The organism is Paenarthrobacter sp. AT5 (genome assembly GCF_032764245.1).
Classification (GTDB): domain Bacteria; phylum Actinomycetota; class Actinomycetes; order Actinomycetales; family Micrococcaceae; genus Arthrobacter; species Arthrobacter ureafaciens.
This window is the reverse complement of sequence record NZ_CP136441.1, coordinates 644,446-667,260: the sequence shown is the minus strand read 5'-3', so window position 1 is coordinate 667,260 and position 22,815 is coordinate 644,446. Positions and strand designations below refer to the sequence as shown.

The 22,815-nt window shown below is 64.3% G+C and carries 19 protein-coding genes; 7 read left to right on the top strand and 12 right to left on the bottom strand.

All coding sequences use genetic code 11. The features are described 5' to 3' along the window. Positions 1-17: 17 nt before the first annotated feature. Positions 18-1,091: a glycosyltransferase family 4 protein gene (locus RI444_RS03200; protein WP_207605139.1), complete on the bottom strand. Its 1,074-nt coding sequence runs from the start codon at positions 1,089-1,091 to the stop codon at positions 18-20. 130 nt (positions 1,092-1,221) lie between these two features. On the opposite strand from RI444_RS03200, the gene RI444_RS03195 reads away from it, so the two are divergent. Further along, entirely contained in the window at positions 1,222-1,923 is a 702-nt protein-coding gene (locus tag RI444_RS03195) for a DsbA family protein (RefSeq protein WP_021471637.1), read from the top strand. A 110-nt stretch (positions 1,924-2,033) separates the two neighbouring features. Here RI444_RS03195 and RI444_RS03190 read toward each other — a convergent pair whose 3' ends face one another. The 5 genes from RI444_RS03190 to RI444_RS03170 all read right to left on the bottom strand — a co-directional run bounded on the left by RI444_RS03190 (position 2,034) and on the right by RI444_RS03170 (position 8,049). Beyond that, positions 2,034-3,572: an alpha-N-arabinofuranosidase gene (locus RI444_RS03190; protein WP_021471638.1), complete on the bottom strand. Its 1,539-nt coding sequence runs from the start codon at positions 3,570-3,572 to the stop codon at positions 2,034-2,036. Positions 3,573-3,656: 84 nt separating this feature from the next. Then, positions 3,657-4,550, bottom strand: coding sequence for a carbohydrate ABC transporter permease (locus RI444_RS03185; RefSeq protein ID WP_021471639.1), 894 nt, complete (start codon positions 4,548-4,550; stop codon positions 3,657-3,659). Positions 4,551-4,552: 2 nt separating this feature from the next. Further along, positions 4,553-5,491, bottom strand: coding sequence for a carbohydrate ABC transporter permease (locus RI444_RS03180; protein WP_069696321.1), 939 nt, complete (start codon positions 5,489-5,491; stop codon positions 4,553-4,555). Positions 5,492-5,526: 35 nt separating this feature from the next. Beyond that, on the bottom strand, positions 5,527-6,861 hold the full coding sequence (locus RI444_RS03175) for an extracellular solute-binding protein (RefSeq protein WP_069696320.1): 1,335 nt from the start codon (positions 6,859-6,861) through the stop codon (positions 5,527-5,529). Between the two features lie 180 nt (positions 6,862-7,041). Next, entirely contained in the window at positions 7,042-8,049 is a 1,008-nt protein-coding gene (locus RI444_RS03170; RefSeq protein ID WP_031216272.1) for a LacI family DNA-binding transcriptional regulator, read from the bottom strand. A gap of 113 nt (positions 8,050-8,162) precedes the next feature. Here RI444_RS03170 and RI444_RS03165 point away from each other — a divergent pair, with 113 nt between their 5' ends. Further along, the gene (locus RI444_RS03165; RefSeq protein WP_021471643.1) at positions 8,163-8,852 is read left to right on the top strand and encodes a TetR/AcrR family transcriptional regulator; all 690 of its coding nucleotides are present in this window, start codon (positions 8,163-8,165) and stop codon (positions 8,850-8,852) included. 15 nt (positions 8,853-8,867) lie between these two features. Here RI444_RS03165 and RI444_RS03160 read toward each other — a convergent pair whose 3' ends face one another. Continuing rightward, a complete protein-coding gene (locus RI444_RS03160) occupies positions 8,868-9,536 on the bottom strand; it encodes a LytR C-terminal domain-containing protein (RefSeq protein ID WP_031216273.1) in 669 nt (222 codons plus the stop codon). Further along, positions 9,529-9,828, bottom strand: coding sequence for a type II toxin-antitoxin system VapB family antitoxin (locus tag RI444_RS03155; RefSeq protein ID WP_021471645.1), 300 nt, complete (start codon positions 9,826-9,828; stop codon positions 9,529-9,531). Before RI444_RS03155 ends, RI444_RS03160 begins: the two co-directional genes overlap by 8 nt. Before the next feature lie 136 nt (positions 9,829-9,964). On the opposite strand from RI444_RS03155, the gene RI444_RS03150 reads away from it, so the two are divergent. Next, on the top strand, positions 9,965-10,885 hold the full coding sequence (locus RI444_RS03150) for a hypothetical protein (RefSeq protein ID WP_069696319.1): 921 nt from the start codon (positions 9,965-9,967) through the stop codon (positions 10,883-10,885). A 128-nt stretch (positions 10,886-11,013) separates the two neighbouring features. Beyond that, a complete protein-coding gene (locus tag RI444_RS03145) occupies positions 11,014-12,543 on the top strand; it encodes a stealth family protein (RefSeq protein ID WP_370583590.1) in 1,530 nt (509 codons plus the stop codon). Here RI444_RS03145 and RI444_RS03140 read toward each other — a convergent pair. From RI444_RS03140 to RI444_RS03130, 3 genes are all read right to left on the bottom strand, one after another. After that, positions 12,521-13,468, bottom strand: a complete 948-nt coding sequence (locus RI444_RS03140) for a phosphodiesterase (protein WP_207605140.1) — start codon at positions 13,466-13,468, stop codon at positions 12,521-12,523. The genes RI444_RS03145 and RI444_RS03140 overlap by 23 nt on opposite strands. A 169-nt stretch (positions 13,469-13,637) precedes the next feature. After that, the gene (locus tag RI444_RS03135; RefSeq protein WP_069696317.1) at positions 13,638-15,224 is read right to left on the bottom strand and encodes a M23 family metallopeptidase; all 1,587 of its coding nucleotides are present in this window, start codon (positions 15,222-15,224) and stop codon (positions 13,638-13,640) included. Between the two features lie 158 nt (positions 15,225-15,382). Continuing rightward, positions 15,383-15,760 (bottom strand): MarR family winged helix-turn-helix transcriptional regulator, encoded by a 378-nt coding sequence (locus RI444_RS03130; RefSeq protein ID WP_069696316.1) that lies wholly within the window; start codon positions 15,758-15,760, stop codon positions 15,383-15,385. A gap of 96 nt (positions 15,761-15,856) precedes the next feature. Here RI444_RS03130 and RI444_RS03125 point away from each other — a divergent pair, with 96 nt between their 5' ends. Further along, positions 15,857-17,296: an MFS transporter gene (locus tag RI444_RS03125; protein ID WP_069696315.1), complete on the top strand. Its 1,440-nt coding sequence runs from the start codon at positions 15,857-15,859 to the stop codon at positions 17,294-17,296. A 10-nt stretch (positions 17,297-17,306) separates the two neighbouring features. Continuing rightward, on the top strand, positions 17,307-18,227 hold the full coding sequence (locus tag RI444_RS03120) for an oxygenase MpaB family protein (protein ID WP_207605141.1): 921 nt from the start codon (positions 17,307-17,309) through the stop codon (positions 18,225-18,227). A 58-nt stretch (positions 18,228-18,285) separates the two neighbouring features. Here the strand turns inward: RI444_RS03120 and RI444_RS03115 are convergent, their stop codons facing one another. Continuing rightward, positions 18,286-21,747: a bifunctional proline dehydrogenase/L-glutamate gamma-semialdehyde dehydrogenase gene (locus RI444_RS03115; RefSeq protein ID WP_207605142.1), complete on the bottom strand. Its 3,462-nt coding sequence runs from the start codon at positions 21,745-21,747 to the stop codon at positions 18,286-18,288. 123 nt (positions 21,748-21,870) lie between these two features. On the opposite strand from RI444_RS03115, the gene RI444_RS03110 reads away from it, so the two are divergent. Then, positions 21,871-22,770: a LysR family transcriptional regulator gene (locus tag RI444_RS03110; RefSeq protein WP_021471652.1), complete on the top strand. Its 900-nt coding sequence runs from the start codon at positions 21,871-21,873 to the stop codon at positions 22,768-22,770. The last annotated feature ends 45 nt before the right edge of the window (positions 22,771-22,815 follow it).

Genomic DNA, 22,815 nt, shown 5'->3' with positions numbered 1-22,815 from the left:
GCTCCTTAGCTGCGGTTTTAAGAGGCCTGCCTTTGATTCTCTTTCACGTAAGGCCCGCCCGTAACCCCCTTGCCCTTGAATTGTTCGATCACCCGCGCGTAGAGCTCCAGATGTTCCGCTGCCATCCGGCCTGCACTGAAGTACCCCTCAACGGCTCTCCGGCATTCGGCGCGGCTAAGCTTCGTTGCGGCGTCCACGAAACCGGCCAGCTGGTGGACGTCGCCCAGGAATCCGGTCTTGCCGTGCTGGATGATCTCCGGGGCTGCACCCATGGGCGTAGCAATGACCGGGGTTCCGGTGGCCAATGCCTCGATCATCACCAGCCCGAACGGTTCGTGCCATTGAATCGGATTGATGAGGACGGCGGCGTCACCCATCAGCTGGTACTTCTCCGGATCAGCCAGCTCACCCAGGAACTCCTCCTGTGGGCCCAGCGCAGGCTTCACCACTTCCTGGTAGAAACGCTGTTCGTCCTTGGCGTGCATCTTGGCGGCGATCCGCAGGGGTATCCCGGCTTCCCGGGCGATCCCCACCGCCTCCATGAGCCCTTTGTCCGGGCACATGCGGCCAACGAAGCAAGCGTAGCCTCCGCTGCCGCTGCCGACGGACACCGTGGAGAGATCCAATCCGTGATGGATCACGGCCGACATCGGAACATCGGGCACCCGGGACCGCTGGCAGTGGGAAATGGCGATCACCGCCGTGTCTGATGCCATGGCCCGGTACAGCACCGCCGATTGCTCATTCAGCGGTCCGTGGATGGTGGTAACCACCGGAACGCCCGGGGGCCTGTGCCCGTACAGGGGCCCGCCCAGGGTGTGGTCATGGATGATATCCACCTCGCCCATGCCCGCATAGGCCTTGATGATGTGTTCCAGTTCGCTCAGCGTCTCCCCGAGTTCGCCCGGACGGCTGGGACCCAGCCCGTCCAGTTGGGGTACCGGACAGGTACTGTCCGACGACGCCGCGAGGAGAACGTCGTGCCCGGCGTCGCTGAGCGCCCGCGCAAGGGCATCCACGACGCGCTCGGTTCCGCCGTATTTCTCCGGCGGGACGGTGAACCAGGGTCCAACAATAAGTCCAATGCGCATCCATGCCTCCGCGCATAACCCCCATACACAGCGGGCTGACTTCCTAACCCGGATCAAGGCTATTAGCCCCGTGAGGAAAATAACAGCCTGTTGCCGGAATGCTCCCTGTGCTGCCCCGGTTGACGCAGGCATGAAGATTGAGATCTGGTCCGACGTCGCCTGCCCGTGGTGCTACATCGGCAAGCGCCGTTTTGAAAGTGCCCTTGCACAGTTCCCGCATCGCGATTCGGTGGAGGTGGAATGGCGGAGCTACCAACTGGATCCTTCCGTCCCCGAACACTACGACGGTACCGAACTGGACTACCTGAGCAAGCGCAAGGGCATGGCTCCGGAGCAGGTCAAGCAGATGTTCGCCCACGTCACGCAGACTGCGAAGGACGAAGGGCTGGATTACCACTTTGACAGCGTTGTGGTGGCCAACAGCTTCACGGCCCACCGGCTCATCCATTTGGCAGCCACCCACGGCAAGCAGGACCTGGCGAAGGAGCGCCTGCTCAGCGACCACTTTGAGCACGGCAAGGACATCGGAAGCCAGGAGTACCTGACCGGGCTCGGTGAGGCGCTGGATCTTCCGGCCGATGAGGTGGCTGAACTCTTCACCACGGACAAGTTCAGCGAACAGGTCACCATGGACATCAACGAGGCCCGCGCCATCGGCGTCACCGGCGTCCCGTTCTTCGTCATCGACCGCAAGTACGGCATCTCCGGCGCCCAGCCGGCCGAGCTCTTCTCCCAAGCCCTCAACCAGGCGTGGCAGGAAGCCAACCCGCTGATCCCGGTGGGATCCTCCGACGCCGAGGCCTGCGGCCCGGACGGCTGCGCCGTCAACTGACCCACCCGCCGTCGTACTCCCCCCAAGTAGGTCGCAGTTAAGCGCGTTTTGACGGCTCAAAATGCGCTCAACTGCGACCCGGTTGGGTGCCGCCCGGTTGGGTGCGGGGGCTAGGCTTTCGCCACCTCGAGTTCGACGACGGCCCAGGACAAAGCGGGCAGCGTCAGCCGCAGCTCGGAACCGGAGGCCTTGACGCCTTCCAGTGGCGTCAGCCCCACCCGGTCCGGCTGGGACTGGCTGTTGATGGTGAAGCGGTCCCCGCCGTCGGGTATTTCCAGGACCTCGGCCCGAAGAACCTGGCGGGCGTCGAAACCATGCAGGGCTGCCTCGACGTCGGCGGCCTCCTCCAGTCCGCGGTTGGCGAAGAACAAGGCAACCCGGCCCGTTTCCTCGTTCCACGTGGCGCTGACGTCCACCAGGTCGGTGTCGCCGAAACGCGCGTTCGAGTACTTGTCCGAGTTCACGGACAGCTGCAGGATCTGCCCCTTGGCCAGCTCGGCCATGCGTGCGAACGGGTGGAAGATGGACTGCTTCCACGCCGGTCCGTTGGCCTCGCTGAAGATCGGCGCGATCACGTTGACCAGCTGCGCCTGGTTGGCGATCTTCACGCGGTCGCCGTGCCGCAGCAACGAGTTCAGCAGAGTCCCCACCACCACGGCGTCGGTGACGTTGTACTTGTCCTCGATCACCCGCGGGTGTTCAACCCACGGGCCCTTGACGATGTTACTCAACTGGTCCTCGGTGTCCCGGCCGCGCTGGTACCAGACGTTCCACTCGTCGAAGGACAGGTTGATGTGCTTCTTGTGCTTGCCCTTGGCCCGGACAGCGTCGGCGGTCGCCACCACCGACTCGATGAAGTAGTCGGTGTCGACGGCGGAAGCGAGGAAGCTGCCGACGTCGCCGTCGTGCTCCTGGTAGTAGGCGTGGAGGGAAACGTAGTCCACCTCGTCATAGGTGTGGGTGAGCACCGTTTGCTCCCACGCTCCGAACGTGGGCATCCCGGAGTTGGAACTTCCGCAGGCCACTAACTCAATGGTGGGATCCACGAAGCGCATTGCTTTGGCAGCTTCCTGTGCCAACCGGCCATATTCCTCGGCGGTCTTGTGCCCGATCTGCCACGGCCCGTCCATCTCGTTGCCGAGGCACCACAGCTTGATGTCGAACGGGTCCTTGTGGCCATTCCTGGCCCGGAGGTCGGACCAGTAGCTGCCGCCGGGGTGGTTGGCGTATTCCACGATCTGGCGGGCAGCATCCACTCCCTTGGTCCCCAGGTTGATGGCCTCCATGATTTCGGTGCCGGCCTGCCGGGACCAGTCCACGAACTCGTGGAGGCCGAATGCGTTGGTCTCCACGGTGTGCCAGGCTCCGTCCAGGCGGCGCGGCCGGTCCTCCCGGGGGCCGATGCCGTCTTCCCAGTTATAACCGGAGACGAAGTTGCCGCCTGGGTAGCGGATCACGGTGGCACCGAGTTCCTTGACGAGCTTGAGGACATCCTGGCGGAAGCCCTTCTCATCTGCCTCCGGGTGGCCGGGTTCGTAGATGCCGGTGTAGACACAGCGGCCCATGTGTTCCACGAAAGAACCGAAAAGCCGGCGGGGTACCTCGCCTACGGTGAAGTCGCGATCGAGCGTAATGCGTGCGCGGGACATGAATCTCCTTGGGTGTGTTTCTTATCCGGGTTTTGAATGTCAGGTTTGGGTTTATCGGTTGTGGCGTGCTCGGCAGGTGCCTGGTCAGGTTCCGGCGAGTCCGGTCGTTGAGATGCCCTTGATGATCTGCCGCTGAAAGAAGAGGAACACGACGATCAGCGGCAGCGCCGCGAGCAGCGCGGACGCCATGTTCTGCGCGTACTGCACGCCATAGGCGCTCTTGATGGTTTGAAGGCCCACGGGGAGGGTCAGCAGCGAATCGTCGTTGGTGGAGATGAACGGCCACAGGAAGTTGTTCCAGGCACCGATAAACGTGAAGATAGCGACGGCAGCCAGGATGGGCCGGGACAACGGCAGGATGATCGTCATGAAGATCCGGAGCCGGCTGGCCCCGTCCATCACTGCCGCTTCTTCAAGTTCACGCGGGATCTGGTCGAAGAACTTCTTCAGCACGAACACCATGGCCGGGTGGATTACCTGCGGGAGAATGATGGCCCATGGCGTATCGATCATCTTGAAAGCGAGCATTTGATAGAACAGCGGAATCATGAGCACGGGCGGCGGGACGATGATGCTGGCGATAATTGCCGTCATCAGGACTTTCTTGCCCTTGAACTCGATCCTTGACAAGGCGTAGGCGATCAGGGCGGAGATCACCAGCGTGATGAACGTGATTGCCGCCGAGGTGTAGAGCGAGTTCCACGTCCACAGCGGGATGTTGCCAGCCTGGAACACGTTGATGAACGCCTCCGCGGTAAAGCCCGACGGCGGGATCCAGGTGACCTTGGGCGCCGAGGCATCCGCTTCGGTCTTGAAAGCGGTGACCGCTGCCCAAGCGAAGGGAACCAGCCAGAGGAGGGCGAGGACGGCGGCGACGGCGACCGCGACGGCCTTGCCGATGGTGGGCTTCCGGCGCGGTTGCCGGATGACCTGGCCTCTTGCAGCCGGGGTGGAACGGGTGAGGGTTGTGGTTGCCATGGCTAAGCGCTCCTGCGGCGGGTAATGACGAACTGCATGACGGACACCATCACGATCAGTCCGAAGAAGATGTAGGAGATGGCTGCGGAGTATCCCAGCCGGTACCCGGTGAACCCGGTTTCGAAGATGTACTGGACCACGGGCCGGGTGGAGCCGCCCGGGCCGCCGGCTGTCATCTGGTAGATCTGGTCGAAGATCTTGAGGGAAGCCAGAATCTGGAGCAGCACGATCATGACCGTTGTTGGCGTGAGCTGGGGCAGGGTGATGGAGAAGAACTGCCGCCAGGCTCCTGCGCCATCCAGCGATGCGGCTTCATAGTGCTGCGAGGGGATGTTCTGCATTGCGGCCAGGTACAGCAGGAAATTGAAGCCCACAGTCCACCAGAGCGTTGCGATCACGATTGACCACATGGCCACATTGGGGTCGTTGAGCCATCCAACTTTCGGGATGCCGAACTTGGACAGGAAGTCGTTGATCAGTCCAAGCTGCGGGTTGTACATCCACACGAAGAACATGGACACCACCGTGGAGGCCAGGAGGAAGGGCGCAAAATAGCTCAAGCGCCACAACCACTGGGCCGGGAGGCCGATGTTCAACAGCGCCGCCATGGCCAATGCAACCAGCACCAGGGGAACAGTGCTGATCACCGTGAAATAGAGCGTGTTGCCGAGGGAACGCCACATCCCTGCGTCGGCGAAAGCCTCGGAGTAGTTGGCAAAGCCAATGACTGCGTCGTTGGCCCCTGTGAGGGATTTGCCCGTCAGGCTCATGTAGAAGCCGTACAGGATGGGCCATACAAGGAATACCAGGAAGAACACGAGGAACGGGGCAGCGAATGCCCAGCCGCTCACGTTGTCCCCGCTTCGGCGCAGGGAAGGGCCGGCCTTGACGCCGGACGGAGGTGTTGTCCGGGCCTGCCGGGACAGTGTAGAGGAACTCATGAAGGACTCCTTTGTCGCTCGGGTGTCGGCGCCGGTCAGACCGGGTTGGGCCGGAATAGGAGGTCGTTGGTGCGGGCTACGAAGCCGTCCCACCCTGCTGCTGCTTTGTTGCGCCCCAGGAGAACGTTCTGGATGTACTCGGAAAAATAGGTCTGCCAATCCGAGCCGGAGCCGCTGAACCAGGCTTCGGGATCGTAGGCGATGATGTCCGCGGCATTGGCGTAATGGGCCTGTGGACTAAGTTCCCGGTAGGCCTGCGACTGCACTATGGGCTGGTAGGCCGGGATGTGGCCTGCCTCAGCCCAGGACAACGAACCCTTGAGGACATCACTGACGAACTTGTAGGCGTCCCTGCGGCTCTGTTCATCCGCGACGAGCTGCCGGGGAAGGACAAAGGAGTGCGAATCGGCGTACGCAGCCGGTGTCCCGTAGAGAGTGGGAATGGTGACGGCGTCCACTGGGAGCTTCGCCTTCTTCATGGTGGGCATTTCCCACCCACCGCTGAAGAGCATTCCCGAATCACCCCGGACAAATTCCGCGATGCCGGTATTGATGTCGCCGCTCTTGGCTGCGATGGTGTCGTCAAAGAGCGAGGCCATGAATTCCAGCGACTCTATTGCAGCGTCCCGGTCGGCCTGCATGGGCTGGCCGGGAGTCAGCACGATCTCGGCGCCGTGCTGTTTGTAGAGTGTGTAGAACAGGCGCCACATCTGGGAGCCCAGGTTGAGGTATCCAAAAGAGAGACCGTGGCCTTTAGTGACCTTTTGCATCTCCAGCGCCATGGCCTTGAAGTCATCCGGCGTCGAGACCTCTTTCAACCGGCCGCCCGCTTCCAGGAGCCCCGCTTTGCCCGCCACGTCCGTGTTGTAGAACATGATGAACGGGTGCGAATCCAGTGCAATGGAGAAGACCTTGCCGTCCTGCTGGCTCTTCTCCCAGATGCGCGAGGCGAAGTCTTCGGCCCGCACACCGTTCTCCGCGAGGAGGTCCAGATCCCAGGGTTCTATGAGTCCGCCCGGCGCGTAGCCTGGCACGCGGCTTGCGTGCATGATGGCCAGTTCCGGAGGCCGGCCACCGGCCGATGCCATGGCCAGCTTGGTGTAGTAGGGCGGCCCCCACGCCAGGACGGTGGGGTGAACTTTGAAGCCGGGGTTGGCTTGGTTGGCAGTGGCGATCATCGCCTGCATTTTGATGCCGTCGCCACCGGACAGCAGATGCCAAAAGCCGATCTCGCGTGCCTGGGACGCCTGGGCCGCTCCGCCGCAGCCAGTCAGCCCGGCCATCAGGCCCAGACTGCCGAGGGCCGCGGATCCGGCTAATAGTTGCCTCCGGGATACCTGTCTCCCGGCTATGGTTTCGAATTGCTTCACCCGTCACTCCTTTGGATGGGTCCGCTGAAAGTCACTGCCAACTGCATAAAAAGTCCCGGTGTCCTTGCGTCAGGTCCAGCAGAAGGGTGGAGCCGGAGTGACGCAGCTCTCACATTACAACGATGTAATCATTGCGGCAAGAGAAAATTGTTAGCGCAAACAGAAATACGTCGACGCCTCTTACCCCCGCGGAGTACTGCTGCCCCTCTCCACAATGGAGTAACCCACCTGCACCACGCGCTGGGAGGAGTCGCGGTCCGTCATTCGATCAGTCAGCAGTCGCAGGGCCTCGGAGGCTACCAGTCGCCGGTCGAAGGAAACAGTAGTGAGGGGCGGAACAGCGAAACGCCCGTCCGCGACGTCGTCGAATCCTGCCACCGCAATATCATCGGGAACCCGGATGCCCCGCTTCCAGAGGACGTTAAGCGCACCCAGCGCCATGGAGTCCGTAAAACAAAACAAAGCCTCCGGAACAGGGTGCGAGTCAAGCCAGGAATCAAGTGCTGCAGCTGCGGACTCGGACGTCCATTTCTCGCAGCGGATCAGCAGGTCATCATCAGGCGCTATGCCCAAGGCCTCCAGGGCCGACTCGTAGCCGGCCGCGCGGTGAATGGCGGTTGACGAAGGCCGGGCGGCATTGATGCCCAGGACTGCAATCCTCCGGCGCCCCGGTTTCGCCAGGGCGAGCGTCATGTCCCGCGCTGCAGCCATGCTGTCCACGAACACGCGATCGGCAATGTGCTGGGTGACTTCGCCAAGCAGCACTACCGGAGGAAGGGAAACGCCCACCTTGACGGCGCTTTCCTGAAGGACCACGGGGTTGAGGATGAGGCCGTCGATCAGGTTGGACCGGGCACGTGTCATCAGATCCTGCTCCCGCTGCGGATCCAACCCCGTCTCCTCAATCTGCACGCTCCACCCTTGTTCGTGGGCAACTTCCACCACATGGTGGGCAAGTTCGGCGGAAAAGGGAGTGGCCAGATCCGGCAGGGCCAGGCCGATGACGCCCGAGCGCCCGTTGCGCAGTCCCCGCGCAGAGAGGTTGGGAACGTAGTCGAGCTCCTGCATGGCCTGCTCGACCTTGAAGCGCGTGGGCGCACTGACGGGCACCACGCCGTTCATCACATTCGAAACGGTCTTGGGAGACACTCCCGCGCGGCGCGCTACATCCTTGACCGTTGCCCGCAACAGTCCCCCTTGGTGAAATCAATCCGGTTGACTCGATGCTACGCGAGTTTCCGCCCGCCTCCGCCCCGCAGGGTTCACGGGTATTTGCTGACAGATAACGGTAAAGTGTCTATATGCCAAGGATCACGGCCGCCACCAACGCTGCCCAACGCGCCGAGACCCAACGTCGTATCCTCACCGCGTTCGGTGAGCTTCTGTTCACCCACGGCCTTCCCGGCCTGACCATGACCGACGTCGCCCGCCACGCAGGCGTAGGACGCACTGCGGTCTACAACTACTACGCGGACATGGAGCAACTGCTCATCGCGTACGCCTTGGACGAGACCGAGCGTTTCATCGGGGACCTGCGCGATTCCCTGGCAGCCCTGGACAATCCGGTGGACCGGCTGGCCCTCTACGTCCGATCCCAAGTGGAGGACCTCAGTCGCCGCCACTTGCCGCCGGGGCCGGCGATGGCAGCTGTGCTCTCCCCAGGCTCCTTCGCCAAACTCGCAGACCACGTGGGCGGGCTGAACATCCTCCTCGAGGACATCCTCAAGGACGGGGTTCGCCAGGACTACCTCCCGGACGTGGACGTGGCGCAGCTGGCGCGCCTCATTCACGGCACCCTCTCCGCCAGCGCCGCACGACGCAACAAGACGCCCGACGGCGACGCGCCGCTCCCATCGCCACTCACCGACGTCGAAACCGCCACGGCGCTCACCGTACGGTTTATCCAGCTGGGGGCGGGGGCGAAGTTCGACGACGCCGGCAGGCCTGTCCGGACCGCCGCCGCGGGGACACTGCAGGCCAGCGAAGCGTAGAAGCGCTGTGGGAGCTTAGTTGTCTGCGGGATTCGTGGGGATGATGGGCCACTTGGAATTGTCCGCGATGCGGAGGTCCTCGCGGGGGCAGCTGAGCTTGCCGGGCGTCTTGTCAACCTGTTCCGGTTCAACCAGGCCCTCGTAGCCCGGGGTGAGGATGACGTCCACGGACTCGTCCTCACGGTTGTCCTCGTAGTAGTCGGTACCGGCGAGGTTGCGCTGGACGTTGAAGGCGGCTGCCTGGCCCTTCACGCCGGAAATGACGACTCCGACTCCCGAATAGGCGGTGTCGCTGTTGTCCACGGCGCCCACTTTATGGCCGCGTGCGGCGAATTGCTCCGCGACGGTGCCGGCCAGTCCGCTGCGGGACGTGGCATTGAAGACGTTGAGGCTGACGGTTTCGTTGGGAACGTAGTCGAAAGTGGTTCCCGGGCAAAGGCTCGTGGGAGCTTTGCTGGCTACCGCGGCGGGGACTTTCACCACGCCGTTCATGACGGCCCAGGCGCCTACGGCTCCGGCCGCGATGACCCCCACCAGAAGGACCAGGACGATCGCGTGGAAAAGCCGCCTCCCGAACCGTGAGGGCGGCATCCCGGAGTCGTCGGCGAACGTGGCGCGAAGTTCCTCGCCCGTCACCACGTGATGGCCATGGAGGTGCGTCACATCCTTGGGACGCCTAGCCATCGATCACCAACACCCTGGCATGGATCGCCGTCCTTTGATGCAGTGCCGTCCGGACCGCCCGGTGGAGTCCGTCCTCCAGGTACATGACCCCTTGATACTGGACCACGTGGGGGAAAAGGTCTCCGAAAAATGTTGAATCCTCAGCCAGCAACGCTTCCAGGTCCAGGGTGCGCTTGGTGGTGACGAGCTCGTCAAGCCGGACCGGGCGGGGAGGCAGGGCAGCCCAATCCCGCGGCGCGGAGTATCCATGGTCAGGGTACGGGCGTCCCTCGCCCACAGCTTTGAAGATCACCCTGCAAGCCTATGGAAGTTACAGCCCCAACGGAACTTGTGAGCCCCGGCACAGGCAGGTTGTAGCCAAATGGTGATTATCGGCCCGGCGGCGTCACAGCTGTGGAGTGGGCCCCGCGGACTGACAGAATAGGGACATGACTCAACCGCTCCAAAGTCCCGGCCGGACTGTTACCCGGGAGAACCCTGCCCTCGCGCTGCTCCTCGACGTCGACGGTCCCATCGCCAGCCCTGTCACGCGGGACGTGAAGCCGGACATCATCGCCGACCTCGTAGCCCTGGCCGCTGCGGGCATCCCGGTCATCTTCAATACCGGCCGTTCCGATGCGTTCATCAGCGAACAGGTCATGGAGCCCATGATTGCCGCGGGCATGCCTTCAGGCACCACCATCCACGCTATCTGCGAGAAGGGTGCGGTCTGGTTCAGCTACACCGCCGAGGGTCCCGGTCCCATCCACGTGGACCACGAACTCGCGGTGCCCAAGGCTTACGGCGACGACATCCGCCGACTGGTGGCCGAGGACTACGCCTCTCACATGTTCTTCGACGAAACCAAGCGAGCCATGGTGTCCGTGGAGCAGCACCTTGACGTTGCCAGCGAGGACTACCTCGCCGAACAGAAACTCTTCGACGCGGACGCGCTGGAAATCATGGCAAGCCATAACCTCAACGCGGCCATCCTGGACCACCACGCACCCGGATCCGATGACACCGCGGACTACCGGCTGGACCCCACCATCATCTCCACGGACATAGAGTCGGTCCGCTTAGGCAAGGACCTCGGTGCAAGCCGTGCCGTGGAACTCCTGGCCGCCCAGGGCATTACGCCGCTCTCCTGGCGAACAGTGGGCGATTCGCGCACCGACTACGCCATGGCGGACTGGCTCCACCACAACGACCACGACGTCAAGCATGTGGACGTGCGGCCCGCGGACGGTGTTCCCGTGAAGCCCTACACGATCCTCACCGCGGCGGACCTTGAGCTGGCCGCCGACGTCATCCATGACGACGCCGGAGGAGCATTCCTCCGCAGTTGGCGCGAAGCCCTGGACATCTAGCTCCGGCTCTGCCGCAAGGCAGCGCCCACAACATCAGCTTCACCTCAACACAGCAAGGAGGAACAGCCATCACGCAGGCACAGGTCGATCAGGTTTACCACGGCAGCCCCACGGTCGAGGAGGACTCGATTGCGGAGGCGGCCACCGCGTCCGTTGTTGCGCACCTCAAACACAGGTCCGACGTCGTTCGCCACCGCGGGCGTTATGCCCTCCTTAACACCGACCTCACGCCACAGCAGGCCATGGTTGCGGATCTGCTTGACATCCGCGCGGCGCTGGACGCCGCCGGCGTCGACTTCATCCTGGTGCGGGGCAACGACGAACGTCCGGTCATCGCCGTCGACTGGGAATCGCGCAAGGCCGTGCGGGACGCATTGGTGGAGGCTTTCCGGAACGAGCCGTTCTATTCGATGACCGTAGATGCCAAGAAGAAGGTCTCGGTACTGGTGGCGGACGGTGAGCTGTCCGCCAACCGGAAGTCCCGCATCTTCCGCCTCTACCGTCCCCGGGTAGAGACCGGCGGCGGGCTCTGGTACGGACCTGCCTTGGGCGTCCAGCTGGAACTTTGGCGCTTTGATGGCGATCGCCTGGAACTGCCCGTGGAGAATTCACTGACCCGCCGGACCCTGCTGCGGCAGGACGCCGTGCGCGGTTCCGTGACCCGGCACGGCCTGGAGTGGCCGACCATCGAAAACATGTTTGCGGACCACGCCAGCGACATCGATTTCGACATCGACATCGTTTTCTCCTGGGTGGACGGCAGCGATCCCGCGTACATCGCGGCACGGCGCGCCCAGCAGGCAGATGCCGTGCTGGGCGAGGGTGACGACCATGAAGCCCGGTACCGGCAGATCGACGAGCTCAAGTACGCCCTCCGGTCGGTGTACATGTTCGCGCCGTGGATCCGCCGCATCTTCATCGCCACGGACTCCCCCGCCCCCTCATGGCTTGCCGACCACCCCAAGGTGACCATTGTCCGCAGCGAGGAATTCTTCAGTGACCCCTCAGTGCTGCCCACGCACAATTCGCAGGCCGTCGAGTGCCAGCTCCACCACATCGATGGCCTTTCGGAGCACTTCCTCTACTCCAATGACGACATGTTCTTCGGCAGGCCTGTTGGACCGGAGATGTTCTTCACGCCCGGCGGTATCACCAAGTTCATCGAAGCGGACACCAGGATCGGGCTCGGCGAGAACGACGCCGAACGCAGCGGCTTCGAGAACGCCGCACGCGTCAACCGCAAGCTGCTGTGGGAGCGCTTCGGCCGGATCACCACCAGGCACCTGGAACACACGGCCGCCCCGATCCGCCGGAGCGTGGTGGCCCGGATGGAACGTGAGTTCCCCAGCGAGTTCGCCAAGACCGCGGCCAGCCGTTTCCGGGCCGCGGACAACATCTCCGTGACCAACTCGTTCTACCACTACTACGCGCTCCTGACCGGCCGCGCAGTCACCCAGGAGAACGCCCGGGTCCGGTACGTGGACACCACCCTATGGTCCGGCCTGCACTACCTGCCCAAGCTCCTTGCCAAGCGCCACATGGACCTCTTCTGCCTCAATGACGGCAGCTTCCCCGAGGTCCACGCGGACGAACGCGCCCAACTGGTGACGGACTTCCTGGAGAAGTACTTCCCTGTCAAGGCACCTTGGGAGAAGTAGACAAACGGGTCTTCCCCCTGAAGCGTGTGCGTGACTGGCCGGGGATGGCGACTCCGGCGGCCTCCAGGCGACGCCGGACTCCTTCGGCGTCCAGTTCTTCGCCCACGGTGTCGCCGCCGGACAGGGGCACCACGGAGTGCACGATCGTGTCCTCGTAAACGTGCACCATGTTGTAGGCCTGGGCGCCGTCGCGGCCCCTCTGCCCGCCGGCGCCCACTGCCAGGTCCTGGGTGTAGCAGGTGGCTGAAGCCACCGACACCGGCACGCCGGCAAAGGTGGCCGACGTCGAGTAGTGCAGGTGACCGCCCAGGATGGCCCTGACGTCCGAGTTGCCGACGACGGCGGCCAGGCGGGCCTGGTCCCGCAACTCCACCAACACTGCGAGGTCCTGGACGCAGGGCACGGGTGGGTGGTGGAGCGCCAGGATGGTGCCGTCGGGGGCTGGTGTGGAGAGCTCATCGGCCAGCCATTCAAGCTGCTGCTCCGACAACTCGCCGTGGTGGTGTCCGGGAACCGTGGTGTCCAAGGTGATGATCCGAAGGCCGTTCACGAAGTAGCTCCGGTCCATCGGATCCATGGGCCGGCTGCCTTTCGCGGCCTCCGGGAAAACCGCGCGGAAATTAGCCCGGTTGTCGTGGTTACCCATGGCCCAGACCGGCGTAGCCCCGAGGGCCGCGCACAGCGGTTCCACTACTTCGCGGAGCCGTTCGTAGGCCTCGAGTTCGCCCTTTTCCGCGAGGTCGCCGGTGAAGATCACGGCTTCGGCCTGGATCCTCGAATCGATGATCTGCTGGCAGACTTCGCGCAGCCGCTCCGTGCTGTCAACAGCGCCATGAAGGGCACGAGTTCCGCCCAGCAGGTGCAGATCACTCAGGTGCAACAGCACGTGACCTGGTTTCGGATATTCGGCCTCGATGAGCTCCATGGCTGCCTTAGCGTCCGTGGGAGCCGGCGACTCCCGTGTCAATCCAGTAGGTCCAATCCAACCAGATAGGAAGCGAACATTCGGCTAATTTCGGGCGGAAAGTTGGAAAATTCTTCCTCCCTGCGGTCACCGCCGGAGCTCTCCACAGAGTCCGCCGGGGTGCACCGACCTACGGCGTGGGCAGGATCAGGCTGGACAACGGCACGATCACACCATCCGGGCGCTGAACGAGGTCCGGTGCGATCAGGATGTATCCAGGCGGCAGGACCACCGTGGGAAGTGTCGCCAGCGTTGCAGCCGGCGTTGGTGCAGGTGCGGGGGCGGCGGGAGCCTGCTGCGTCACGACCGGAGCCGGCGCAGGTGCAACGACTGCCGGTGCCGGCGCCACCACAGCCGGGGCGGGTGCCGGAGCGACCACTGCCGGAGCCGGTTCCGGTGCAGTCACCGCGGGAGGTGCTACGGGTGCGGGTTCCGGAGCTGTCGTTGCAGGCGGCACTGTCGTTGCAGGCGGTACGACGGCGGATTCAGCCGTCGGTGCGGCGGGAACCGTAGTGACGGGGGCCGTCGTCGTCGGCGCCGTAGTGGTGGGCGCAGCAGTTCCGGTGGGAGTCGGCGTCGCGGTCCCGGTGGGCGACGGCGTGGCCGTCTGCGTCGGAGTCGGCGTCGCGGTCCCGGTGGGAGTCGGCGTCGCGGTCTGCGTCGGAGTCGGCGTCGCGGTGCCGGTTGGCGACGGCGCGGCCGTCTGCGTCGGAGTCGGCGTCGCGGTCTGTGAGCCGCCCGGGTTGGACGGAGTTGCCGTGTTCGACGGCGTCCCTGGGCTCACCGGCGTCTGCGTGACGGGCGGCGCCACATCTTCTTCATGCTCACCACCGATGACTGCCCGGGTGGTCCCGTCCGTGATGGGCACTGCCCACTGCGGAGTGCCGGATCCCGTGCCGACACCGGGCTGGTAGTTCACCATGGTGATGCCCTGGAGCGGATCGATCTGCTTGATGGGCAGCAACTGCCACTGGTTCGGGTTGGTGTGCAGCCCGTTGACGATCGTTTCGAAGTGGAGATGGCAGCCGGTGGACCATCCAGTGGTGCCGACCTCGGCGATCACTTGGCCCACCCGGACTGACTGGCCTTGCGTAACTCCGATGGCCTGCAGGTGGTTATACGTGGTCACCAAGCCGTTGCCGTGCTCAATCTCGACGCGGTTGCCGCCACCCCAAATGTGCCAGCCCACGGCCTTGACCGTCCCCGAGTCCGCCGAGTAAACGCGGGTACCGCAAGCCGCCGCATAGTCCTGGCCCCAGTGGAATTCACCGGGCAGGCCCGTCAGCGGGCTGAAGCGGTAGCCGTAGGGAGAGCTGGGATTCAGGACTTCCAGGGGCGAGTACAGGTAACCGGCCGGCGGACGGGACAGCCCTGCCGAGGCAACCGTCAGCGCGCCGGAACCATCGGCACCCACGGTGCGGACCAAGGCACGGTCGAAATACACCATCGGCGTGCCGGCCACTTGCTGAGGAGGCTCTGGCATGTTGTCCAGCACCAGGGTTTCGGCCTCAGGCGGCACCAAGGTTCCCAGTGCCAGCGGGCCGACGACTCCTTGGGCCGACGCGCCATCCAGCGAATACGACGGACCGGACGTCAGCGGTTGGAATCCAAAAGCGAAGAACGCAGCTATCGCGAGGACGCCTGCGATGAAAACGCGGCGGAAACCCTCGGTGCGCACCAGGATCGCTACCCGGTCTGATTCATGATGCTTGCCCACAAAACACTCCCCAAAGCCAGCGGCACCAAACCCCAGCCTGGCGTGCATGCACCATTGTTGCGGGTAAGCCAATGAAAATAAAGGCTTCCAGCTTGACTTCGAGCGAAAGGTTGGCTCAGCTTTTCCTCAAGACATCTTGAGCTTCGGCCATGACGCGCTCAGGTCAGGTTTTCCTTGAGCAATGCGCGGTGTTCGATCGCCGCGGAAGCATGGAGTGCGCGGCCGGCTTCCGTTAGTTCCAGGAAGACCGACCGGCGATCGTCCGCGCACGTTTGGCGTGACACCAGCCCGGCTTTTTCAAGCCGGTCCACCACTTTGGAAACTGCGCTTTGCGTCATGGGCGTCCGCTCCCCCAGCTGCTTCATACGGCAGGCAGCGTCCGTACTTTCGGCCACGAGGTCCAGGATTTCGAACTCGTTGAGGCCGATGTCGAACTTCGCTTCCAGCGCACGGTCGAGAGCTCCGGCGGTGCGGAAGTAGGAGTCCTGGATGCTGCGCCACTGCTCAACCAGCTGGCGGTCACGGGTTGATGCCATGTTCAGATTCTAGTTCAACAAGGTGTTTGAATCCACGTCATAATATTCCATGTCATATTCCTTGTCATTGAATGACGTGGAATATAGATTGGTCGCATGACCTCACCCACCATCCTTCAAACATCCGCCGACGCCGCCGCTGCAGCAGTCCGCTGGACCCGTGCGCAGTGGCTTCTGCTGATGGTCGTTTGCACCGTACTGGCACTGGACGGCCTTGACGTCTCCATGGTTGGCGTCGCCCTGCCTTCCATCGGGCACGAACTCAACCTGGCCACCGATTCCCTCCAATGGATCGTCTCCGCGTACGTCCTCGGATACGGAAGCCTGCTGCTCCTGGGTGGGCGGCTGGCGGATCTCTTGGGCCGGCGTCGTATCTTCCTGATGGCCCTGACAGTCTTTGCCGCGGCATCGCTCCTGGGCGGCTTGGTTGACGATCCGGCCATCCTGATCGCCACCCGCTTCATCAAGGGACTCGCAGCGGCCTTCACGGCACCCACCGGGTTCTCCATCATCACCACCAACTTCGCGGAGGGCCGGGCCCGCAACAAGGCCCTGTCCATCTTCACCACGTTCGGTGCCAGCGGGTTCTCGCTGGGGCTTGTCGTTGGCGGCCTGATGACCAGCCTCAGCTGGCGCTGGACCTTCCTGGTTTCGGTGCCAATCGCGGTGATTGTTGTGCTGTTGGGCATCCGGTTCATCCCCAAGGACAAGCCTTCTGCGGAGAACAGCGGCCACGATATCTGGGGCGCCGTGACGCTGGCCCTGGGTATGCTCGGTCTGGTCTACACCCTGGTTTCAGCACCTGAACAGGGCTGGGGATCTGCGGCAACAATCGCCGGATTCGCTGCCTCCGCCGCCGTGCTTGCGGCCTTCGCCGTGATCGAAAGCAAGGTCAAGCACCCGCTGATCCGCTTCGGCATCCTCAAGGAAGGCTGGGTGGCCCGTGCCAACCTCAGCGCCGTTGGATTGTTCGGTTCCTACCTCAGCTTCCAGTTCATCGTCACGATGTTCCTTCAGTCTGTGCTGGGATGGACTCCCCTGGGCATGGCACTGGCCCTTCTCCCGGCAGGCCTGCTGGTGGCGACGAGCGCACCGTTCGCGGACCGCCTCATAGAGAAGTTCGGCGCCACGCAGCTCATCCTGACGGGCCTGACCGCCCTGGGCCTGGGCTACGTGTTGTTCCTCCGCGTGGGCACAACGCCCAATTACGCACTGGACATCCTGCCTTCGGTGATCCTGCTTGGACTCGGCTTCGCCCTGGCGTTCCCGTCCATCAACGTCCAGGCCACGGCCGGTATCCGCGATTCCGAGCAAGGTCTGGCCGCCGGACTGATCCAAACCAGCACGCAGGTTGGCGCAGCACTGGTCCTCGCCGTCACTACGGCCTTGGTCAGCGGACACGGACACACTGAGGGTTCGGTCAGCGCCCAAGCCATGCTGGAGCAGTACCGTCCGGGACTCATCCTGAGCGCCGCCGTCGCCATTGCCGCCCTGCTGGTGGCAGCAGCACCTGCCAGGCGCCGCTCCCGCGTGTAGTTTGTAAGGCATGCGGAACTACTTCCTCGAGTACCGCCACGAACTTCAGCGCACGTTCACCGGAACGTCCGGAACACCGCCTGAGTGGGTGCCTCGCCTCGCAGAAGGGAACGACGCCGGATACCACCTTCCGGGGTCGGCGGTGTGGGCTGTGCACGGCTCCATGTCCACCATCGTGGCCGGCATCCGGGTCCTCTTGATGCAGGCACTCCACCCGGGCGCACTTGCCGGCGTGTATGAGCATTCCGGGTTCAAGGAAGACCCCCTGGGCCGCCTCGCAAGCACCATCCGCTGGATCTTCACGGTGACCTACGGTTCAACGGAGGCCGCACAAGAGGCCACCAACAGGGTCAGGAAACTGCACCAGCGTGTCCAGGGAACGTACATCGACGGGAACGGAACACCGCGCGACTACGCAGCCAACAATCCGGAGCTCCTCCGCTGGGTCCACGTGACCTACGCGGACTCGTTCCTCGCGGCGCACCGCATCTTCGGCGGCCCCATCCCCGGCGGCGCCGACGCCTACGTCCGTGAGTGGGCATCGGCCGGCCGGCTCATGGGTGTGGAGGATCCGCCCGTCACGGAAACGGAGGTTCGGCGGGAGCTGGACCGCTGGTACTCCTCCGGCGTTTTGCGGTGCGACGAACGCCTTGCCGAGACGGTCGAATTCATCCGGACGCCGCCCCTGAGCCCGTTGCTGAGGCCGGGTTACCGTATTCTGTTCGCTGCCGTCGTCGCAAGCCTTGAACCCAAGTACCGGGACCTCCTTGGCTTGCGGAAAGCCCGCCTGGGTCCCGTGCCGTTGCCGGCCATCACGGCGGCCAAGGCGATCCTGGCCTTCGTCCACCTTGCCCTTGGCCGGCGCGGCCCCAGCGAGCTGGCTGCCCGGCGTCGGCTTGAGCGGTTGGGACGGGCGTCGTCGAGGGGTTAGCTTTGGACCCTTACACCGGCACTTTGTGCCGAAAGCCAACCCCTCGATGCGTGACCTGCTAGATCAGCCCGTCCGAGAGGTGGTTCGGGGTGCCGAAGCGGTGGGCTGTGATGGACACGGCCTGTTCGCGGAGGAACGGCAGCATCTCGATCCGCCCGGCCTGGGTCACCGCTCCGTGGTACACAGCGATGTCCGGACGGCCACCGGTCGCCGCGCTCAGCGCGGTGAAGTCGCCACCGATCAGGCGGATGCGGCCGCCGTCGAACGTTGCTGCGCGGGCCAGCCACGCGGCGTCGTCCTCGACCCGGACGCTGACATTCAGGTTCGCAAATACGCTCACCACGGCGTCCGGAAGTACGACGGCGGAGCTCACCTTGAGTGCCGAACCGGCCACCGCGCCGGCCGCGACAACCCGCAGCAGGTCGGCGATCCGCTCGCCTTCCGAGAGGCGGATAGTGACCGGGATGGGACGGTAGCGGAAGACATTCCGCTCCGCGGTCAGGGCGGAGACGTCCTTGCGGGTACCGAACTCGCTCGCCCAGGCGTCGGCGTCACTGAACAGCGACTGCTCCAGGACGCGGAGCTCCTCGCCGGTGACGTCCACGGACTTCGCTGCGGCGAGAATCTCCGCAGCGGCACCCTGCAGGACGGTGCCGCGCTTGGCGTGTGCCTCTGCGGGCACCCAGTTGCCCAGGCCGATGAGGTAGTTCGGGCCACCGGCTTTGGTCCCGGCACCCACAGCGGACTTCTTCCACCCGCCGAAGGGCTGGCGCTGGACGATCGCGCCGGTGATGCCTCGGTTGACGTACAGGTTGCCGGCCTGGATGGTCTCCAGCCAGGTGCCGATTTCGGCGGAGTCCAGGGAGTGCAGCCCGGCGGTGAGGCCGTATTCGATCTCGTTCTGGATGGCGATGGCTTCTTCCAACGTCTCGGCGGTCATGATGCCGAGCACCGGTCCGAAGAACTCCGTCAGGTGGAAGTAGGAGCCGCGCTTGACTCCGGAACGGATGCCCGGGGACCACAAGCGGCCCGTCCCGTCGAGGCGTTCGGGTTTGACGGCCCAGGTTTCCCCTTCGCCCAAGGTGGTCAGGGCGTTGAGGAGCTTGCCGTTGGCGGGCTCGATGATGGGACCCATCTGCGTGGTGGCGTTGTCCGGGTAGCCCACGGTGAGGGACCGCGCGGCGTCGATCAGTTGGTTGTGGAAGCGCTTGGACTTCGCAACGGAACCCACAAGGATCACGAGGGACGCCGCGGAGCACTTCTGGCCGGCATGGCCGAACGCCGAGTACACGACGTCCTTGGCGGCCAGGTCAAGGTCGGCGCTCGGGGTGACGATGATCGCGTTCTTACCGGACGTTTCCGCCAGCAGCGGAAGGTCCTGGCGGAAGGAACGGAAAAGTTCTGCGGTTTCGTAACCACCGGTCAAGATCACGCGGTTCACGCTCGGGTGCGACACCAACTGCGTGCCCAGCTCCCGCTCTTCGAGCTGCACGAGCGCCAGCAGCTCACGCGGCACGCCGGCTTCCCACAGCGCGTCCACCATCACGGAACCGGAGCGGCGGGCCTGCTTGGCCGGTTTGATCACGACGGCGGAACCTGAGGCGAGCGCTGCGAGCGTCGAGCCTGCGGGGATCGCCACCGGGAAGTTCCACGGGGGTGTCACTACGGTGAGGTTGGCCGGGACGAACGTGGCGCCGTCGACCGTTTCCAAATCCTTGGCGCGTTCGGCGTAATAGTGCGCGAAGTCGATCGCCTCGCTGACTTCGGGATCGCCTTGGTCCAGGGTCTTGCCGGTTTCGGAGGCCATCACCTCGAGCAGCTCGGCCCGGCGGGACTCGAGGATGTCCCCGGCACGGTGCAGGATCGCGGCACGCTCGACTGCCGGGCGGGCTCCCCATGCCTTGCCTGCTTCGAGTGCCGCGGCGATGATGCGTTCGAGTTCGGCGGCGTCGGATACCTTGGTGGACTCGACGATTGCGTTACCCGCCGTGGAGCCGGGGATGCGCGCCAGGATGTCGCGGCCCCAAGCCCGGTTGGCCGGGAGGGCGGGGTCGGTGTCCGGGGTGTTGCGGAAGCCCTCGGTCGGGGCGGGTTCAGCCGGAAGGCGGCGGTCCTGCTTGCGGTTCGGCTCCGGCACGTCCTCGCTCAGGTTCGCGAGGGAGTTCAGGAAACGCTGCTTTTCACGTTCGAAGAGCGGTTCATTGTCGCTGAGCTCGAACACGGCAGACATGAAGTTTTCCTGGCTGGCTCCCTCTTCGAGACGCCGGATCAGGTAGGCGATGGCAACATCGAACTCACCCGGGTGGACCACCGGGGTGTAGAGGAGCAGGCTGCCGACGTCCTTCCGGACAGCGGTCGCCTGGCCGGTCGCCATGCCGAGCAGCATCTCGAACTCGATGCCTTCAGTGACGCCCCGCTGCTTCGCCAGGAGCCAGGCGAAAGCGACGTCGAAGAGGTTGTGTCCCGCGACGCCGATGCGGACGGCGTCAATGTGCTCAGGGGTGAGGGCGTAGTTGATGACGCTCTTGTAGCTGGTGTCCGAATCCTGCTTGCTGCCCCACGTGGCCAGCGGCCAGTCGTGGAGTGATGCCTCCACCTGTTCCATGGGAAGGTTGGCACCCTTGACCACACGCACCTTGATGGGCGCACCACCCTTGGCGCGGCGTGCGGCGGCCCACTCCTGCAGTTCCTGCATGGCGCCGAGTGCGTCCGGGAGGTAGGCCTGCAGGACGATGCCCGCCTCGAGGTTCAGGAACTCGGGCATATCCAGGATCCGCTTGAACACGGCGATGGTCATGCTGAGGTCTTTGTATTCCTCCATGTCCAGGTTGATGAACTTGGGCTTGGGGAAGGACGCTGCCAGGCGGTAGAGCGGGGTGAGCTTCTCCACCACGTGGTCCACTGCCTCGTCGAAGGCCCACGGGGAGTGCGGGGCCACGGTGGAGGATTCCTTGATGGACACGTAGTCCACGTCCTCGCGGGCCAGGAGCTTCAACGTGCCGTCCAAACGACGCTGGGCCTCGTGCTCGCCCAGGACCGCTTCGCCCAGGAGGTTCACGTTAAGGTGGACTCCGTCCTGCTTGATTTTGGCGATGGCCGGACCGAGCTTGGCATCGGTGGCATCGACAATCAGGTGGCCCACCATTTCGCGGAGTACGCGGCGTGCGATGGGAATGACCACCTGGGGCATGATCGGGGCCATGATCCCGCCGACGCGGACGGCGCCGCGCATGTACCACGGGAGGAACGTGGGCACCTTGGGTGCCAGTTCGGCGAGTTTCCGGCCGGCGACCGACAGGTCCTCGGGGCGGATGACGCCGTCGACGAATCCGACCGTGAACTCCAGTCCGTTCGGGTCCTTCAGGACTCCGGCGAGCCGTTGCGCGGAAACGTCAACAGGAATTTTGGCGGCTTCAGTCAGCCAATGGCGAACCAGCGCAATGGCCTCGTGGGCCAGTGCGTCGAACTGCCCGGAATCCTGGGTGCGCGGGGAGGTCGCATCCGGGAGGGTGCTGGTCATGAGGGCTCCTTCTGGGGCGGAGAAGTTTGTTTGTTTCCATCAGTATGGATCTACAATCCCATTAGGAAAAGCGACCTTTTCTGACGAATATTCATTACTCATCCCGAAGTTTTGGAGGCTGCCGTGCTGGACGTCCGCAGGCTGCGATTGCTGCACGAACTCAAGATCCGCGGCACCCTCGCCGAGGTGGCTGACGCCATGCAATACAGCCCGTCTTCCGTCTCCCAGCAGCTCACCCTCCTGGAGAAGGAAGCCGGGGTGGAACTCCTCCGGAAAGCGGGGCGCCGCGTTCAACTCACGCCCCAGGCTGAGATCCTCGTAGCCCACACGTCCGCCCTCCTCGAGACGCTGGAACGCGCCGAGACGGAGCTCGCTGCGTCTCTTTCCACCGTGACCGGCACCGTGCGCCTGGCAGTGTTCCAGTCCGCTGCACTGGCGCTGCTCCCCGGATTCCTGACGATCATGCGGCAGGAGTACCCGGAAGTGCGCGTAGAGATGACCCAACGGGAGCCGGAAACCGCACTTTACGAGACGTGGGCCAGGGACTTCGACATCGTGGTGGCCGAGCAGTACCCCGGGCACGCAGCACCGCACCACCCCGGCCTCGACCGGGCGACCTTGACCAGCGACGCCATTCGCCTGGCTACTCCCCCGGTGGGGCTCGGCGGGGAACATGTTGCATCCATCGCGGACACGGCCTCCATGCCGTGGGTCATGGAACCCCGTGGAGCCGCATCACGGCACTGGGCCGAGCAAGCCTGCCGTTCAGCCGGATTCGAACCCGACGTACGTTATGAAACCGCCGACCTCCAGGCGCAGATCCGGCTCATCGAATCCGGCAACGCCGTAGCCCTGATGCCGGACCTCGTCTGGACGGGAATGGAACGGCCGGTCCAGCTGCTTGACCTGCCCGGTTCGCCCGCGCGGACCATCTTCACCTCCACGCGCACTGCCGGGCGCATCCACCCGGCCATCCTGGCGTGCCGTGAGGTGCTGGAGCGGGTGGCGGCTGCGCAAAGCTAGCGCCCTGTCTCGTGAGGGCTGCCCCGGGGCTTGGCTGGTGAACGC

Coding starts and splice junctions, on each gene's coding strand:
- RI444_RS03150 (WP_069696319.1), top strand. CDS start 9,965: ATGACTCAACCGCTCCAAAGTCCCGGCCGGACTGTTACCCGGGAGAAC.
- RI444_RS03200 (WP_207605139.1), bottom strand. CDS start 1,091: ATGCGCATTGGACTTATTGTTGGACCCTGGTTCACCGTCCCGCCGGAG.
- RI444_RS03140 (WP_207605140.1), bottom strand. CDS start 13,468: ATGGAGCTCATCGAGGCCGAATATCCGAAACCAGGTCACGTGCTGTTG.
- RI444_RS03190 (WP_021471638.1), bottom strand. CDS start 3,572: ATGTCCCGCGCACGCATTACGCTCGATCGCGACTTCACCGTAGGCGAG.
- RI444_RS03165 (WP_021471643.1), top strand. CDS start 8,163: ATGCCAAGGATCACGGCCGCCACCAACGCTGCCCAACGCGCCGAGACC.
- RI444_RS03195 (WP_021471637.1), top strand. CDS start 1,222: ATGAAGATTGAGATCTGGTCCGACGTCGCCTGCCCGTGGTGCTACATC.
- RI444_RS03125 (WP_069696315.1), top strand. CDS start 15,857: ATGACCTCACCCACCATCCTTCAAACATCCGCCGACGCCGCCGCTGCA.
- RI444_RS03115 (WP_207605142.1), bottom strand. CDS start 21,747: ATGACCAGCACCCTCCCGGATGCGACCTCCCCGCGCACCCAGGATTCC.
- RI444_RS03185 (WP_021471639.1), bottom strand. CDS start 4,550: ATGGCAACCACAACCCTCACCCGTTCCACCCCGGCTGCAAGAGGCCAG.
- RI444_RS03130 (WP_069696316.1), bottom strand. CDS start 15,760: ATGGCATCAACCCGTGACCGCCAGCTGGTTGAGCAGTGGCGCAGCATC.
- RI444_RS03120 (WP_207605141.1), top strand. CDS start 17,307: ATGCGGAACTACTTCCTCGAGTACCGCCACGAACTTCAGCGCACGTTC.
- RI444_RS03160 (WP_031216273.1), bottom strand. CDS start 9,536: ATGGCTAGGCGTCCCAAGGATGTGACGCACCTCCATGGCCATCACGTG.
- RI444_RS03180 (WP_069696321.1), bottom strand. CDS start 5,491: ATGAGTTCCTCTACACTGTCCCGGCAGGCCCGGACAACACCTCCGTCC.